Here is a 15813-nt window from a genome sequence, read left to right on the forward strand (position 1 = left end):
TTACCACATTTGATTTAATACAATAGGTGCGCAAACTTGAATATCTAGAAAGTCGTCGCGCTTATTTACTGCAAAATGACAATCGAAGGTCTGTTCTAGGTTTTTGACCGACAATACCGACTCAGTCAAACCGAAACTTACGTTAGTACCCAATTTCATTAGCAGTACTTTATAACTATAGTTTGCGCTTAATGAAATGTCATGACTGCTTAGCACTAAGGTATTCCCTTTATTGCATAAGGTTTCAAACAGCGCCATTAACGCATACTGATGTCGAATATCTACCCCTTGCAAGGGTTCATCTAACAACAAAAGCGCTTCGCCTCGCTTAATGGCAGGCCAAACTTGCAGCAACGCACGGCAAATTTCAACGCGCTGACGTTCTCCGCCTGAAAGTCGGTTTAAAGGCGTTTGCAAAAAGCCCGTTACTTCCAATGTGGCTTCTAACAAGCTGGGAAGTTCAAACGTGGGTTCACTTGTAAAAAACGAAAGGTATTCTTTTACCGATACCGCAAAAACAGCTTCACTTTGCTGTGCCAATAAAGTTCTAAATGTTGCTAATGCACCTAAAGGCCATTGTTGAAGAGACTGTTCTAACAGCGAAGCTTCTCCGTGTTCTGTTTCCAACACCCCAGCCATTATCGACAACAGGGTAGACTTTCCAGCGCCGTTAGGGCCAAGAATATGAACGCAATCGCCTTTATTGATATCAAGGGTGATATTCGCTAAACGCTTATTCACACTAATATCCCGCAAAGTTATAACCGGGCTCATCGAAGCTGACCTTTTAATAATGCCCAAATGAGCAAAGGGCCTCCTAAGGTGGCAGTGATCATAGACACAGGTAGGGTAATCGCACGGGTAAGTTCAGACATCAGCACCACAATAAGCAATAAACTGGCGCCACATAGCGCGCTTGCTGGTAACAGCAACCTATTATCATGACCCAGAATAAGCCGAAGGATGTGAGGCACCAACAACCCAACAAAGGCAATAGCTCCCGCAATAGACACTGCCGCTCCTACCCCCACGGCGGTAGCAATAAGGCTACGCTCGGTAAGTTGTTGCACATGCACACCACTGCTTAACGCCGCTAAATCACCGGCATACAACCTATTAAACTTGGCAGATTGGCCCATTTGATACCACAAACTACCAATAATAAGTGGGCCGCTTACCCACAAAATAGGCCAAGTGGTTTGATACACGCTTCCCATCAGCCAAAACGTTAAATTACGTAGTGATTGAGCATCACTAAACATGTACAACCAAGCGATAACAGCCCCACTCAAAGTAGAGATGGCAATACCCGATAGAATAACAGCAACCGCTGAGCCCAGCAGCTTTCGAGCTAGGCGATAGATAATAAACGTGGTTATTAACGCACCAATAAAGCAGCCCAAAGGAAGTATGTAATGAAGATAAGGCTGTGCCCACAAAGGTGTAAGCAATAACAGGGTTGCAGCCACTAAACTGGCGCCGCTGGTGATACCTATTATACCTGGGTCTGCCAACGGATTACGCAGTACTATTTGAAGCGTGGCGCCACTTACGGCCAATACACTACCTACTAAAATGGCGGTAATAATCAGCGGAATTTGAAGCTGTAATGTGATGTGTTGCTTTAATGCAGTGGGTGAATCGGTTAGCCATACTGTGGCTAAGACACCAACAATGAGCAGAAAGGTAATACTGCAAAGTAGGAAGATGGCCGCGCTTCCTTTTCCCGCACCGTCCTTGACCGCCGAGCCCCTTGAAACCGTGTGCATAGCTTAGCTCTGTTGAATATGTGCAATCAGCCCATCAGAGGCCTCTTCTATTAAGTCTAACACTAATTCAAAACCCCGTTTTCCGCCATAATATGGGTCTGGAACTTCTTTATCTTCACTGTTAGCGAAGTCTAGAAACAAGTGGATTTTTTCGTGGTGTTCCGGCGCGGACATTTCACGTAGATTGTCTAAATTGCTGTTATCCATTGCCAGAATATAGTCGTACTTTTCGAAATCTTTGTCATCGACTCTTCGGCACTTTAAGCCTTTAAAGCTATAACCTCGCTCTACGCCAACCGCTTGCGAACGTTTATCTGGTTGTTTACCAATGTGATATCCATGGGTTCCGGCAGAGTCTATGTCTAGTTTTAACCCTGCATCAGCCGCTTTGCGAATAAACACAGCTTCGGCCGTAGGTGAACGGCAAATGTTACCCAAGCACACGAATAACACCGATGTGTTCTGACCCATATAAAAATTCCTTTAAAACCAATAACGGCACTAAGCTAAACTTTATGTTAACTTTTACGTAAATAACGCCGTTTAAAAAAATTGTGGAGCAGTAATGACCGCACATGTATTAATGTTAAGTAGTTCTCGTCAGGGCGACGAAGCGTACCTTGAACATGCGAGAAGCCTTATTCTTGCACACTTAGGTAGCATTCGCGACCTAATATTTATTCCTTACGCAGCAGTGACACAAAGCTACGACAACTATGTGTCTGCAGTCGCTTCAGCCTTGCCAGAATGTAATGTGACAGGGCTTCATACTTTTGATAACCCTATACAGGCTATCAATAATGCAAAGGTAAACAATCAAGCTATAGTAGTAGGCGGCGGAAATACCTTCCATCTGATGCATACAATATACCAACAAAATTTGTTAGCACCACTTCAACACGCTATTGCTGAAAGCACACCCTATATTGGCTGGAGTGCAGGCTCTAACATTTGCGGGCAAAGCATTCGAACAACCAATGATATGCCAATTGTTGAGCCGAAAAGCTTTAATGCGCTGAATGTAGTGCCTTTTCAGTTGAATCCGCACTACAGCGATTATCATCCGCCTGGTCACAATGGCGAAACGCGAGACCAACGGCTAGCGGAGTTTACAGTGTTAAATCCCGGCACACCTGTTGTGGCCATTCGTGAAGGAACCGCCCTTTCTTTGTCTCAGCAGAAGTTAACGCTAGTGGGTGAAAAAGGCGGGTTTATCTTTTTAGGTGATGAAAAGCGCTCAATCGCGCCTAATGATGATTTAACAGAGCTTCTGAATAGCAGTTTGTAGCGCTTCTGAACTTGGCGCGCTTGAAAAAGGCACTTCCAGCAATAACGGTGCTGGCATGGCATTTTTAAGCGTAGCCAAATTGTCATCGTATCGAGACATACTACCGGTGATATCGTTAGCTACCCAACCTACAATATTTAGCCCGTCGTTTTGAATAGCTTGCGCGGTGAGCAGTGCATGGTTTAAGCAGCCTAGCTTCATACCCACTACTAAAATAACATCCATTTTTAGCTCGCTCACTACATCTGACAGAAACAGCGTATCGGTTAACGGTAATCGCCAGCCTCCTGCTCCTTCCATTAATAGAAGATCTGGTGTTTCTTGTTGCAGGCGAACCAGCCCTTCAATCACTGCATTACTCGTTAATTCAACCCCCGCCTCTTTTGCGGCTATGTGCGGTGCAATGGGTGGTAAAAAAGCAATAGGATTGATGGTACTGATAGGAAGCTTAATGCTGCTTGCTTGTTGAATTTCTGATGCATCTTCGTTTATCCAGTCGCTGCCCACTTTTTCGCAGCCTGCCGAAATAGGTTTGTAACCCAAACTTGCTTTTTCAAAGCTTTCAGCGGCTTTTAGTAGGTGACAGGTAACGTAGGTTTTACCTACTTCGGTATCGGTTCCGGTAATGAAATACTGCTTCATGGTTTCTCTAATCTGAAATGACACACTTTGTAAGTAAGCGGTAGCACGCCATCGACAGCGCTAATATTTTTGTAGGCTAACGATAACTTTTTGATATCACTACGTGACAGCGATTGCTGCTTAGCTCCTGTAGCTCCTGCCCCTACGTTTTTGATTGAACGAAGCAAGGAAAGTACATCTTGGTGCTCATCAACATAATCTTTATTGATAAGGCGGCTAACCCGCAGCCCTGCCCCAAGGAACGATTTAAGCCACAACTGTGCTTCGGGCAAACTTGTTATCGCAGCAGGTAATTGAGCAATACTTCTCGCTTTATGAAGTTCAGCAAAAGAACCACTAACCATTATGGCAATTTCTGCCATACCTGAAGGCTTAAGTACGCGGTAAATTTCGCTGGCTACTGTTTGTGGGCTGTTACACCACTGCAATGCCATGGAAGAAAAAACAGAACTGAAGCTACTACTTTCGAACGGTAACGACTGTGCTGAACCTTGTTTAAAATCAACATCAGGGAAGCGAGCTTGTGCTCTATGCACCATACCTGGTGCAATATCTAATCCCATAACGTTTGCGCCACGTTGCTGTAACGTGTGGCTATGAGTTCCCGTAGCACAGCCAATATCAAGTAGTTCGCCGTGCAAGGCGTTAGGTAAATTGTTTAACCCTGCCTGTGCAATTTCGCGCTGAATATGTGCTTCGTTATCGTACTTATTTGCGGCTTTTGAAAATTGCTTCGCAACAACCGCTTCGCTTATTCCGCTTTCTGATTGAAGGGCTAATTGAAGATTGGAATGGTCATCTAAATGGACTGCAAAAGCGCCTTGGTGGGAAAGCTGCTTAGGCACTTGTTTAGCGAAAAATTGCGGACTCATGCTATCGACTCCATCGCAAGGGCAATAGCATCAACAAGTACATCTATGTCTTGCTGGGTATGGGTAGCGCTTAGGGTAATACGCAATCGGTCCTCCCCTTTCGGTACTGTAGGGTAGCGAATAGCAGGTATCCATATGCCACGCGCTTTAAGGGCATCACTTAACGCTAACGCGCGTTTAGGGCTGCCTACAATAATGGGCTGTATTGCGCTATTTGAATTCGCAAGTTGTAAATCGCCATTTCGATCATCCCCAATTTGGGCACTAAAGCGCTCGCGAAAATACGCAACATTGTAATTCAACGCGTCTGTCCGACTGCTATCTGCAGCAATGTGCGTCAGTGAATACAACGTGGCTACTGCTTGGGCTGGCGGCATGGCCGTGGAGTACACGTAATGCTTGGCAAAATTTACTAGGTAATCAATTAGCGCTTGGCTTCCAGCAATAAAAGCGCCCGCGGTTCCTACAGCTTTGCCGAAGGTGCCCATCACTATGGGTACATCTGTTTGAGATAGCGCTTGCGCTTCAATACTGCCCAACCCGTTTTCACCTAATACCCCCATGCCGTGTGCATCGTCTACCATCAGCCATACATTGTGTTGCTTCGCTATATCTGCCATATCACGAAGGGGTGCGGTGTCGCCGTCCATACTGAATACACCTTCAGTGACGACCAACTTGTCACTGTTACTGGTGGTATCAACCTTTTCTAATAAATTGGAAAGGTGAGCTAAATCGTTGTGCCTAAAGCGACGCAGCTTGGCTTTGGTTGCCATAGCTCCTTCAAGGAAGGAGGCATGCATAAGCCGGTCTGCAAAAATTTCACCGGAATGTTTAAAGCTGGCCGCGGCACTTGGGGTTTGATTACTAGCACTTTGATTATTAGCGCCTTGATTATGAGCATCACTAAATAGCGCCATGCATAATGCTTGGTTAGCCGCGAACCCCGAATTAAACAACAATGCGGCTTCTCGGTTTAGACCGTCGGCAATGTAAGCCTCTAGCGCTAAATGCGCTTGGGTATGACCGGTGACCAAGGGCGAGGCGCCGCTGCCACCACCAAATTGTGCCAAGCCTTCTACCCAGCTTTGCAATACGCCTTCATGGTGACGCATACCAAGGTAATCATTACTGGCAAAATTTAAATAGTGCTCACCATCAATGCAGATGATGTTGTCTTTTTCGTACTGCTGGCATACCCGCTTACGCAAGTATCCTTGTTGAGCCCGCTCGGCTAAGCGGGCTTCAAGCCAATCGAAGGACATTATGCCTCCGCAGGCTGTTTCTGTTTACGCGGTGCGCTAGCATCGTAAAATAAATCGCTAGCATCAGAACCTTGTTCTTGTTGCTGCGCAATTTCTTCTTCTAATACTTGCTGATGCGCTTCATCAGAAAAATCGCGAGTACGTTCTGTGTTTATGCCTAACTTTTTAAACAGTATCACGTCTTCGTGGGTATCAGGGTTAGACGTAGTAAGCAGTTTACAACCGTAGAAAATTGAGTTCGCACCGGCCATAAAGCATAGTGCTTGCATCTGTTCATTCATGGCTTCGCGGCCTGCCGATAAACGCACGTGAGATTTAGGCATCATGATACGGGCTACCGCAATAGTGCGAATAAACTCGAAGTAATCTAAATCTTCTAAACTGGCTAGAGGCGTACCTTTTACTTTAACTAGCATATTAATAGGTACACTTTGCGGCTGCTCAGGCAAGTTTGCTAATTGGATTAGCAAGCTGGCTCTGTCGCCTGCGGTTTCGCCCATACCTACAATACCGCCAGAACACACATTCATGCCCGCTGCACGCACATTTTCAAGGGTATTTAGTCTGTCTTGATAGGTACGAGTGGTAATAATATCGCCATAGTATTCAGGCGAGGTATCAAGGTTATGGTTGTAATAATCTAGACCAGCCTGCTTGAGGGCTACCGCTTGATCGCGGGTTAACATACCAAGGGTCATGCAGGTTTCAAGGCCAAGTTGTTTAACCTCTTCCACCATTTTTACAATATAAGGCATGTCTCTGTCACGTGGGTTACGCCATGCGGCCCCCATACAAAAACGGGTAGAGCCCACTTGCTTGGCTTCTTTGGCACGCTCAATCACTTTTTCGATTTCAAGCAAACGCTCTTTTTCTAAGCCCGTGTCGTAACGCGCACTTTGTGGACAGTATTTACAGTCTTCCGGGCATGCACCGGTTTTAATCGACAACAAGGTGCTTACTTGTACTTCGTTTGGATTGAAGTGTTGTCTGTGAACCACTTGCGCTTGAAACAGCAAGTCGTTAAATGGCAAGGCATAAAGCGCCTCTACTTCGGCTTGTGACCAATCGTGACGAATTGTATTATTTTGCGCGTCAGGCGCGAAAGCCAGAGTCATTGACTGTCCTTTACTAATTAAGAATGCTGGCTTAGTCTATGCTCCAAACACGAGTTGTCAACTCTGACCATTTCAAAAGCTTTACTAACGGTTGAATTTTGAACAATATAGATTTTGATAAAAAACACATTTGGCACCCCTACACCTCAGCAACGAACCCACTACCTTGCTATGAAGTGGTTGGCGCTAAAGGGGTTGAGCTTACCCTATCAACCGGCGAGGTATTGGTTGATGGCATGTCAAGCTGGTGGGCGGCTATTCATGGTTACAATCACCCTGTATTAAACCAAGCGGCGCACAGCCAAATTGACGCTTTTTCTCACGTTATGTTTGGCGGTATTACCCACCAGCCAGCTGTAGATTTATGCCGTACACTATTACAAATGGTACCTGACGGTATTGAACGGGTGTTTTTAGCCGACTCTGGTTCGGTTTCAGTAGAAGTGGCGATTAAGATGGCCATTCAGTATTGGGCTTGCCAAGGCCGCCCCGAAAAATCGCGCATTGTAGCGCCTCGCAATGGCTATCATGGCGATACTTTTGCGGCTATGTCGGTTTGTGACCCAGTAAACGGTATGCACAGCTTGTTTGAAAGCGTACTTAGCAAACAACTTTTTGCCCCTGCTCCGCAAACCCGTTTCGGCCAGACGTTCAGTGAAGACGACATTTTACCTTTAGCCGAACTGTTCGAAAAACATCACCAAGAAATGGCGGCGCTTATACTAGAGCCCGTTGTTCAAGGTGCGGGTGGTATGCGCATTTATCACCCTGAATATTTAAAACGCTGCCGCCAACTTTGCGATAACTACGATGTACTGCTAATTTGCGACGAAATTGCGACTGGATTTGGACGAACGGGCAAGCTATTCGCCTGTGAGCATGCGGGCATTTCACCTGATATCATGTGTTTAGGTAAAGCCATTACCGGCGGATATATGACCTTAGCGGCCACCTTATGTACTGAAGACGTGGCGTTAGGTGTCTGCCAAGGCTCGCCCGGTGTATTCATGCACGGCCCAACGTATATGGGTAACCCACTAGCTTGTGCTGTGGCTAATGCCAGTTTGTCATTAATAAACGAAAATCACTGGCAGCAACAAATCCCTGCCATTGAGAAACAATTACACGCTGAGCTGTCAAAATGTGCCAGTTTACCGACTGTAGCCGACGTTAGAGTGCTAGGTGCAATAGGTGTGGTTGAAACTTTACACCCTGTGAACGTGGCCGATATTCAGCGTCATTTTGTTAAACAAGGCGTGTGGATAAGGCCTTTTGGTAAGCTGGTATATATTATGCCTCCGTACATTATTAGCCCAGACCAGCTGAGCAAACTCACCCACGCTATTTATACCTATCTTAGCCAGGCTTTAAGGTAAGGAAACAAGGTATAAGGGCAAGGCGAAAAACGAGATATAAATGTAGGGTAAAAAGATATGTTTTGACTGGTCTAACGTAATTTCTACGCCGCTTAATCGCTGAAAAATAACTCTAGGTCAGTCACTTATATGTTTATACGCATTTTTGATAAAGTCGTTTTCGCAACCCTATTTGTTGCAGCACTACAGGTTCCTATTTTAGCCGACCACTATCGTCAATATTTGAGCGGCTATTACGATGCCACCCGCGAGGAAGTATCTGCCATGTCGGCGTTAGCAACGCAACACGGCTATGCATCAGTGGGCGCAATGTTAACGGCGTTAAAGCAAAACAGCGAAGCTGTGGTAAGGGCAGATGCAGAACGTAAATCAACGCTTTTCACCAAGCTTAGCCATATAGAACAAGGGATCAAAACCCTTGAGCACGGCCATTATTATGAAAAAGCTTGGTATATGGTTACTCCATCAAATGCGCCTACGCTGCAGAAGGTATTAGACAATTTCAGCCCTTCGGTGCCACTTACCCCATCATCAATTATTTTCAGCTTTATTACTGCTTTACTGATTAATTTATTATTGTGGAGCCCTTATCTTTGCTATTGCCAAGTTAGGCACTTGAAGCACAAGCCTCAGCACGCTAGCTATCGCTAATGTGCTTGGCTTATAGCTTATCCTCTTCCCAGCCCAAAATGCGCTTTGAATAACTTCTATGCAAATTTGGCACTTTCCATGCAGTAACCTTAATACGAGTTTTCTTTATTTAGCGTAAAAATATCGCGCCAATTACAAAAAAACGTAAATATTATAGTTAGTTAAATAGTAAGGAAGAATAATCATGCCTACTGACGCACAATTACTTATTGGGAAAGTGTTGCAAATAAAAGACAAAATTAGTGCAAAACGTCATTGCATTCCAACTGAGCTTCAGACCGAGTGGGACGCACTTGACAAGAAAACAGCCTGCTTCGAAAGCACAGCCATTTTTAAATCTGCGGTAAAGGGCCAACATACCAGTAAGCACCTCGCCTACTCTGGTTCAATTAAAGAACTATCAGGTTTAGTTAGCCGCTTGAACGCGTTGAATGAAGAAGTAACGATTGCACAGGTAAGGCACTAATAAAGGCGCTTCGTTTTCCTAACTCAAGGCTTTTAAACTTAGGCTTTTTAAGTCGACCTTAAGTTTGCGTTCCTTGGCTTTATGAAACAACCGCGCCTTTTATTGTTAGTACAATTTTGGCTACTCAGTTACTCCTGTATAGTTACAGAAGCTTTAGAAATAAGTTTTCAAGCAGCCGTTTTTAATCAGCAGCTCTTTAGCGAGCAGTTCTCTAGATAGCAGCTTTTGTAGACAGCAGCACCAGTGTGCGGACTTTACGTGTACCGTAACTGGCTAAACGAACAAAGTCGTCTCGTGCCACCGGAATGTGTTGAAATTCAACACGCTGACTCTCGTTTTGACTATCGCCATCGTCAGCATCCGGATCGTGCAAATAAAAACATTGCTCATCGTAACTGGTAATAGCCACCCAATGTGGTGCTTTTTTCTTATCAAATGCATAAGTGCTTATTAGGCACACCACCGCTTTGCCAGCATCTAGCGCTTGCTCAATGGTATCTACTCGCCACTCTTCGGTAGTAATAGCCATTTTACTTTTTTGCGCCTGATGCAAAAAGTCTGCTTCTACTTGCCCAACAATATGTTTTTTATGTTCACTTCTTACGCCATCTACAAATAACGGCAAAGGCTGGTTTATTAACACCTCTGCGGTAAACCCCTCTATTTGCGCCGCCAACGCCAACCCAATAGGGTGGCAGCCACCATGGCCTGACGTCATAAATATTGTGGTCGCTGTACGCCAAATCGCCAATTCTTTTTGCTGGTTCATTTCGCATTTTTTTTGCAATGAACACATGGCCATCATTAATGCCGATGGCCCGCAGGTAAATTCAGTCGTTTGCTGATACCAAGGGTATATAGCATGAGACATGGCTTTCGATGACACCAATACCTTCTGCATACGTAACGCGTTTGAATGGTCGTCGTAATAATCAACGTACATACCAAACTGTTTAAAACCTAGCCGTTGGTAAAGTGAAATAGCGCCCTTATTGTCCGCAGACACTTCTAGGCGCATAAAGCGCTTTCCCTTGGCTAACGCCTGCTCCCCTAATATTGTTATTAACTTTTCAGCTATTCCCAAACCACGGGCTTCTGGTAACACCGCAATTGAATACAGCCGGGTGAGTTGCGTGCCTCTACGAAGTAACAATAATCCATAACCCGCTAGGATAATTCCTTGTGCGGTGTGGTGCTCGGCAATATAAAATTCAGCATGTTTAGCCGTAACGTAAAATCGAAAGCGACGAACATTCAGCTTATCGCTTTTAAAACACGTGTTTTCGATGTGCTGTATTTGTTTCACATCCTCTAACGTGGCTTTTCTCAACTGAATGGTTTTAGCTGTATTCATTTCAGCCTCACGATCACTTTTATGTTCAGGCGACAGCTTATTGTATTCAGACGGCATGCCACTGTATTCAGACGCAAGTGCACTCTTCATGCTTATCGCCCTCGTCGCTCTAGTCTGTCAGCAAACTCCTGCATAATTAACTCATACAAGGCTTTACCTAAATATTTGTCTTCAACCCCAGCATCTATACTTGGGTTGTCGTTAACTTCAATCACGTATACCTGATTGCCAGAATGCTTGATGTCTACGCCGTATAAGCCATCACCCACTACTTTTGCTGCTTTAATTGCTGCCTGTAGCACTGGCTTTGGTACTTCAAAGGTTGGCATTGTTGTAAAGCCACCGGATGAAAAACGCTCACCTTGATGGTGATATATTTGCCAATGGTTACGCGCCATAAAATACTGACAGGCATAAATCGGCTTACCGCCTAACATACCAATACGCCAATCAAACTCGGTAAAGATGTATTCTTGAACCAGCACTAAGGCTGATTCAGCCAACATTTCAACCAAGCGTGCTTTTAACACATCACGGTTTTCTGCTTTGTGCACACCACGAGAAAACGAGCTTTCCGGTAACTTCAGTACCAAAGGTAAGCCAAACTCCTCTATAAGCTTATCGCAGGTTTCATCATCAGAATTCGACACAAACATAGCTTTCGGTGCCGGTACTTTTTGATACGTAAAAGCATCTTGTAAAAACACTTTGTTGCAACAGCGCAATATAGACTGGGTATCATCCATCACTATCACCCCTTCTCGCTCAGCCGCTCTGGCTAAACGATAGGTGTGATGGTCTATTGCCGTAGTTTCACGAATAAATAACGCGTCATAGTGTCCCAAATCTTCAGGCGATAAACGTGAAACCACATTGGCTCTAAATCCCACCTTTTCAGCCGCTTTTACAAAGTGGCGAATCGCTTTTTCGTCGCTAGGTGGCGTCGACTCATCAGGATTAACTAAAATAGCCATATCCCAACGAGTGCGTTTACTTGCTTTAGAGGCACGCCATTGTTTCGTGGTGTAGCTTTCTAACTGAGCAATACACAACTGCTGTTGTTTGCTATCTAGCGCAGTAAAAGGCTTAGCCGCAATATCAGCAAAGCCAACTACGTTGTGTTTGCCACTTACTTTTTTACTGATCTTCTTGTTCGCATGGGAATCAGTCGCTGTCAGGGTAAGTAGTAAAATCGGACATGGATACTTTTCAAACGCTTGACGGGCAACTCGCTTAAAACGCTGATCTTTAACTTCACCAAAAAGTACCAATAAAGGCGAAGCAGGAATATCAACTTCATCAACGGGTAACGACAACGCAAAAGGTAGTCTATCTACACTACGTGCTTCTGCTAGTCGAAGGTCGTTAATGGTATTTACGCCGGGTAATACCAAATGATTACGCGCCTGCGCCAACAATGAACAGTAATACCCTTGGCTTAAATAGCGGGTAGTGTCACACAGGTTTATTACCCGTATTTTCGGTTCATTAAGTTTCGGAAACTCCGCCAAGTAATCTTGAAAGGTAAGTACCGTTAACGCTGTTTCGCTAAATGGCGTAACATCGTCAGCCACAATCAACGTATTGTGCATGTAATTCGCTTCTAAATAATATTAAGTAAGTTACAATTCGAGAAGTGCGGCATTAAGAATAATGCTCACCACTACTCAAGTAAGAATGGCGCTAAGTTTACGCCGAAAGTGAAAATTGCAAAGTGAATTGAGCACGGCTTTTTTTCATCGTTAAGACAACGAAAACTAATCTATCTCGCAGGGTTATTTATGGCGAAGCGCAGTCGCTCGCTAAAAGCGCTAGACGGTGATTGAAGCTCAGCTAAAACAAGGAAACAGCCTAAGAATACTGTTGTTTTTACTTAACTTTTTATAATTTATACTGCGAGTAGATTTCAGAGAAACAAGTAGGAGATTGTATGTTATTAGCCAGTTTAGCCATTCTTATTGGGCTGCCGGTTTTGCTATGGAGTGCAGGGAAATTTGTGGGTGGCGCGGCATCCGTTGCCAATCACTTTGGCGTGTCCCCGCTTCTTATTGGTATGCTGATTATTGGTTTTGGAACATCAGCCCCTGAAATCATTGTCTCTATCTTCGCTGCCATTCAAGGTAATTCAGGTATTGCTTTAGGTAATGCCTACGGCTCGAACATTGCTAACATACTGCTTATTTTAGGATTAACCGCACTTATCAGCCCTATAGCGGTTAAATCGAACATTATTAAAAAGGAAATTCCTGTATTACTGGGTATTACCTTTTTCGCTTCTTGGCAGGTGCTAGACCAATCGGTATCAAAGGATGATGCTTTCTCATTACTTGGCCTGTTTGTACTGCTTATTTCATGGAGTATTTGGCATGGGATGCAAGGCAGTAAAGACAAACTAGCCGATGAATACAGTGAGGAAATAAATGCATCTGAAGGTACAATCAAAACCCATATAGTATGGCTTCTTACGGGCCTACTCTTGCTAGTAGCCAGCTCTCGTATGTTAGTGTGGGGTGCTGTTGAAGTAGCCACCTTCTTTGGCGTTAGCGATACTATTATTGGCTTAACGGTTATTGCAATTGGTACGTCGTTGCCTGAACTTGCTTCATCGCTTATCGCAGTGAAAAAAGGTGAGCACGATTTGGCCTTGGGAAATGTTATTGGCTCGAATATGTTCAACACCCTCGCCGTGGTAGGTATTGCAGGTACTATTCAGCCTATGTCGGTAAGTGCTGACTTCTTATATCGCGATGTTGTCGTAATGTTGGCAGCTACAATAGCACTGTTTGTATTTTGCATTGGCTACAAGCGTCAAGGGCGCTTAAACCGAGTAGAAGGAGGGGCATTTGTGGCAGCTTACGCCATTTACACTTATTGGCTCATTAGCATCGCCTTTATGTAGCGGCTCCCATGGTAGTGGCCAGCGTAATAAGGCTAATAACAGCTATGCTGGCCAATACGAATAAATTAAAACCAAACTGATCGCCCTGCCGCCTGCTGCGGCGGGCGCGCATTACAATACTAACCAAACTTACCAACAAACATACTTGCAGCATGATTTGCATGGCTTTTACATATTCAGCCGACCACCCTGTGTCGCCTTCAATGCCCCAGTATTCTTGAACACCGCTGATAAAGTCGGGGCGAGCAAAATGAAATAGAACCAAGGTTACTACTAGTGCCAACCAACCTATTACATTGAGAGCCAGCATCACGCGAAAGAAATTTGTTTCGGTTCTAGGCCTTGAACGTCGCTCTTCAACACCGTACGGATTATATTTATTTCCCATTTGTCACTCTGTTCTCTGGCATCCCGCTTTAGGTTGAGTATACTAGCGTGCTATTGGATTATGCGTGATTAGCGGTATTTATTTTTAGTCTTTTTGTAAACGCCATTCTCGCGTTTTTGAAATGACTAGGTGCTATCTCGCTTTTTCAGGATGAAAATTCTAAAACATGCTGAATTATCGGCAGAAAATCCAAAAGATTGACGTAAAAACCATTATTAGTGCAAATGCACATTGTTGTTGCTTGTGGAACAATGACACAAAACAGCATAAATCAGTGAGACGGAGAAATTAACATGACGCATGCGCCCGTTGTCGACGTACTTAAAGGTAAGTACGCAGTTGGCGAATCGGTAACCGTTAAAGGTTGGGTAAGAACACGCCGCGACTCTAAGGCTGGGTTATCTTTTATAGCACTACACGATGGTAGTTGCTTTGACCCTATTCAAGTGGTAGCACTGAGTTCTCTGTCAAATTACGCTGACGTACAGCGTTTAACAGCAAGCTGCTCACTATCGGTAACTGGTGTAGTAAAAGCCTCTCAGGGCCAAGGCCAATCGGTAGAAATTGAAGCAACTGAGGTTGAGGTATTAGGCTGGGTAGAAAATCCAGATACTTACCCAATGTCAGCGAAGCGACACAGTATCGAGTACTTAAGAGAATACGCTCACCTGCGCCCTCGTACTAATGTAATTGGTGCGGTAACGCGTGTGCGTAACTGTCTATCACAAGCCATTCATCGCTTCTTCCATGAGCGCGGCCATTTTTGGGTATCTACCCCAATTTTAACGGCAAGTGACACAGAAGGCGCTGGTGAAATGTTCCGCGTATCTACATTAGATATGATGAACCTGCCATTAGACGACAAAGGTAACGTTGATTACTCAGAAGATTTCTTCGGTAAAGAAACCTACCTTACCGTTTCGGGTCAGTTAAACGTTGAAACCTATTGTACAGCCATGTCTAAGGTTTATACCTTTGGGCCTACTTTCCGCGCAGAAAACTCAAACACCTCTCGCCACTTGGCTGAGTTCTGGATGATTGAGCCGGAAGTTGCCTTTGCTGATTTGAGCGATATTGCTCAGTTAGCTGAAGACATGCTGAAATATGTGTGTAAAGCCGTGCTTGATGAACTGCCAGATGACATGAACTTCTTTGCTCAACGTATTAAAAAAGATGCTGTTGAACGCTTAGAAAAGTTAGTGAGTTCTGACTTTGTTCGCATGGACTACACAGACGCAATCGACATTTTACAAAACTGCGGCAAAACCTTTGAATTTCCTGTTGAGTGGGGAATTGATTTGTCTTCAGAGCATGAGCGCTATTTAGCCGAAGAACACGTTGGTGCACCTATCATTATGCAAAACTATCCTAAGGATATTAAAGCATTCTATATGCGTATTAACGACGACGGCAAAACCGTTGCCGCTATGGACGTACTTGCACCAGGTATTGGTGAGATTATTGGTGGTTCGCAGCGTGAAGAACGCCTTGATGTTTTTGACGCCCGTTTGGAAGAAATGGAATTGTCGAAAGAAGACTATGCATGGTATCGCGACCTTCGCCGTTATGGCACCGTACCGCACTCTGGCTTCGGACTAGGTTTCGAGCGCTTAGTCGCTTATGTTACTGGTATGCAAAACGTGCGTGATGTTATTCCATTCCCACGCACACCAGGTAACGCTAGCTTCTAAATTGCGGTTAATCTTGTGTATGTAAAGCCAGCACCTT

At 44.6% G+C, this 15813-nt stretch carries 15 protein-coding genes and 1 pseudogene; 6 read left to right on the forward strand and 10 right to left on the reverse strand.

What is annotated here, in order from left to right; all coding sequences use genetic code 11:
• From AVL57_RS08260 to AVL57_RS08270, 3 genes are read right to left on the reverse strand one after another with little or no spacing between them, the layout of a single operon-like run.
• Positions 1–774, reverse strand: coding sequence for an ATP-binding cassette domain-containing protein (locus AVL57_RS08260; RefSeq protein WP_057792848.1), 774 nt, complete (start codon positions 772–774; stop codon positions 1–3).
• Complete coding sequence (locus AVL57_RS08265) at positions 771–1769, reverse strand: FecCD family ABC transporter permease (RefSeq protein WP_057792850.1); 999 nt, start codon at positions 1767–1769, stop codon at positions 771–773. The genes AVL57_RS08260 and AVL57_RS08265 overlap by 4 nt, the downstream gene beginning before the upstream one ends.
• Positions 1770–1772: 3 nt before the next feature.
• On the reverse strand, positions 1773–2240 hold the full coding sequence (locus AVL57_RS08270; protein ID WP_057792852.1) for a low molecular weight protein-tyrosine-phosphatase: 468 nt from the start codon (positions 2238–2240) through the stop codon (positions 1773–1775).
• Positions 2241–2334: 94 nt separating this feature from the next.
• Here AVL57_RS08270 and pepE point away from each other — a divergent pair, with 94 nt between their 5' ends.
• The gene (gene pepE, locus AVL57_RS08275; protein ID WP_057792854.1) at positions 2335–3057 is read left to right on the forward strand and encodes a dipeptidase PepE; all 723 of its coding nucleotides are present in this window, start codon (positions 2335–2337) and stop codon (positions 3055–3057) included.
• 27 nt (positions 3058–3084) lie between these two features.
• Here pepE and bioD read toward each other — a convergent pair.
• The 4 genes and pseudogenes from bioD to bioB all read right to left on the reverse strand — a co-directional run.
• Positions 3085–3699 (reverse strand): annotated as a pseudogene (gene bioD, locus AVL57_RS08280) (dethiobiotin synthase); the annotation flags it as partial.
• On the reverse strand, positions 3696–4571 hold the full coding sequence (locus AVL57_RS08285) for a methyltransferase domain-containing protein (RefSeq protein ID WP_057792858.1): 876 nt from the start codon (positions 4569–4571) through the stop codon (positions 3696–3698). The gene AVL57_RS08285 and the pseudogene bioD, both read right to left, overlap by 4 nt.
• Positions 4568–5836, reverse strand: a complete 1269-nt coding sequence (locus AVL57_RS08290) for an aminotransferase class I/II-fold pyridoxal phosphate-dependent enzyme (protein ID WP_057792860.1) — start codon at positions 5834–5836, stop codon at positions 4568–4570. Before AVL57_RS08290 ends, AVL57_RS08285 begins: the two co-directional genes overlap by 4 nt.
• Positions 5836–6951, reverse strand: coding sequence for a biotin synthase BioB (gene bioB / locus AVL57_RS08295; RefSeq protein WP_057792862.1), 1116 nt, complete (start codon positions 6949–6951; stop codon positions 5836–5838). The genes AVL57_RS08290 and bioB overlap by 1 nt, the downstream gene beginning before the upstream one ends.
• Before the next feature lie 98 nt (positions 6952–7049).
• Here bioB and bioA point away from each other — a divergent pair, with 98 nt between their 5' ends.
• The 3 genes from bioA (at position 7050) to AVL57_RS08310 (ending at position 9444) form a co-directional block, all read left to right on the forward strand.
• Positions 7050–8327 (forward strand): adenosylmethionine--8-amino-7-oxononanoate transaminase, encoded by a 1278-nt coding sequence (bioA, locus tag AVL57_RS08300; protein ID WP_057792864.1) that lies wholly within the window; start codon positions 7050–7052, stop codon positions 8325–8327.
• A gap of 129 nt (positions 8328–8456) precedes the next feature.
• Entirely contained in the window at positions 8457–8978 is a 522-nt protein-coding gene (locus AVL57_RS08305; RefSeq protein ID WP_057792866.1) for a DUF2937 family protein, read from the forward strand.
• Positions 8979–9162: 184 nt separating this feature from the next.
• Complete coding sequence (locus AVL57_RS08310) at positions 9163–9444, forward strand: hypothetical protein (RefSeq protein WP_057792868.1); 282 nt, start codon at positions 9163–9165, stop codon at positions 9442–9444.
• A 211-nt stretch (positions 9445–9655) separates the two neighbouring features.
• Here AVL57_RS08310 and AVL57_RS08315 read toward each other — a convergent pair whose 3' ends face one another.
• Both AVL57_RS08315 and AVL57_RS08320 read right to left on the reverse strand, forming a co-directional pair.
• Positions 9656–10888 (reverse strand): GNAT family N-acetyltransferase/peptidase C39 family protein, encoded by a 1233-nt coding sequence (locus AVL57_RS08315; protein WP_057792870.1) that lies wholly within the window; start codon positions 10886–10888, stop codon positions 9656–9658.
• Between the two features lie 2 nt (positions 10889–10890).
• Positions 10891–12390, reverse strand: coding sequence for a RimK family ATP-grasp domain-containing protein (locus AVL57_RS08320; protein ID WP_057792872.1), 1500 nt, complete (start codon positions 12388–12390; stop codon positions 10891–10893).
• A gap of 338 nt (positions 12391–12728) precedes the next feature.
• Here AVL57_RS08320 and AVL57_RS08325 point away from each other — a divergent pair, with 338 nt between their 5' ends.
• Positions 12729–13697 carry a calcium/sodium antiporter gene (locus AVL57_RS08325; protein ID WP_057792874.1) on the forward strand — a complete coding sequence of 323 codons (969 nt, stop codon included), beginning with the start codon at positions 12729–12731 and terminating at the stop codon, positions 13695–13697.
• Here the strand turns inward: AVL57_RS08325 and AVL57_RS08330 are convergent.
• Positions 13690–14085 carry a hypothetical protein gene (locus AVL57_RS08330; protein ID WP_057792875.1) on the reverse strand — a complete coding sequence of 132 codons (396 nt, stop codon included), beginning with the start codon at positions 14083–14085 and terminating at the stop codon, positions 13690–13692. The genes AVL57_RS08325 and AVL57_RS08330 overlap by 8 nt on opposite strands.
• Before the next feature lie 293 nt (positions 14086–14378).
• Here AVL57_RS08330 and asnS point away from each other — a divergent pair, with 293 nt between their 5' ends.
• On the forward strand, positions 14379–15776 hold the full coding sequence (asnS, locus tag AVL57_RS08335) for an asparagine--tRNA ligase (RefSeq protein WP_057792877.1): 1398 nt from the start codon (positions 14379–14381) through the stop codon (positions 15774–15776).
• Positions 15777–15813: the final 37 nt, after the last annotated feature.

It is taken from the genome of Alteromonas stellipolaris (assembly GCF_001562115.1).
In the GTDB taxonomy this organism is placed as follows: domain Bacteria; phylum Pseudomonadota; class Gammaproteobacteria; order Enterobacterales; family Alteromonadaceae; genus Alteromonas; species Alteromonas stellipolaris.

What these genes read in the sequence shown, in the direction of transcription:
- AVL57_RS08260 (WP_057792848.1), bottom strand. Translation starts at nt 774, where the DNA reads ATGAGCCCGGTTATAACTTTGCGGGATATTAGTGTGAATAAGCGTTTA.
- AVL57_RS08265 (WP_057792850.1), bottom strand. Translation starts at nt 1,769, where the DNA reads ATGCACACGGTTTCAAGGGGCTCGGCGGTCAAGGACGGTGCGGGAAAA.
- AVL57_RS08270 (WP_057792852.1), bottom strand. Translation starts at nt 2,240, where the DNA reads ATGGGTCAGAACACATCGGTGTTATTCGTGTGCTTGGGTAACATTTGC.
- pepE (WP_057792854.1), top strand. Translation starts at nt 2,335, where the DNA reads ATGACCGCACATGTATTAATGTTAAGTAGTTCTCGTCAGGGCGACGAA.
- AVL57_RS08285 (WP_057792858.1), bottom strand. Translation starts at nt 4,571, where the DNA reads ATGAGTCCGCAATTTTTCGCTAAACAAGTGCCTAAGCAGCTTTCCCAC.
- AVL57_RS08290 (WP_057792860.1), bottom strand. Translation starts at nt 5,836, where the DNA reads ATGTCCTTCGATTGGCTTGAAGCCCGCTTAGCCGAGCGGGCTCAACAA.
- bioB (WP_057792862.1), bottom strand. Translation starts at nt 6,951, where the DNA reads ATGACTCTGGCTTTCGCGCCTGACGCGCAAAATAATACAATTCGTCAC.
- AVL57_RS08305 (WP_057792866.1), top strand. Translation starts at nt 8,457, where the DNA reads ATGTTTATACGCATTTTTGATAAAGTCGTTTTCGCAACCCTATTTGTT.
- AVL57_RS08310 (WP_057792868.1), top strand. Translation starts at nt 9,163, where the DNA reads ATGCCTACTGACGCACAATTACTTATTGGGAAAGTGTTGCAAATAAAA.
- AVL57_RS08315 (WP_057792870.1), bottom strand. Translation starts at nt 10,888, where the DNA reads ATGAAGAGTGCACTTGCGTCTGAATACAGTGGCATGCCGTCTGAATAC.
- AVL57_RS08320 (WP_057792872.1), bottom strand. Translation starts at nt 12,390, where the DNA reads ATGCACAATACGTTGATTGTGGCTGACGATGTTACGCCATTTAGCGAA.
- AVL57_RS08325 (WP_057792874.1), top strand. Translation starts at nt 12,729, where the DNA reads ATGTTATTAGCCAGTTTAGCCATTCTTATTGGGCTGCCGGTTTTGCTA.
- AVL57_RS08330 (WP_057792875.1), bottom strand. Translation starts at nt 14,085, where the DNA reads ATGGGAAATAAATATAATCCGTACGGTGTTGAAGAGCGACGTTCAAGG.
- asnS (WP_057792877.1), top strand. Translation starts at nt 14,379, where the DNA reads ATGACGCATGCGCCCGTTGTCGACGTACTTAAAGGTAAGTACGCAGTT.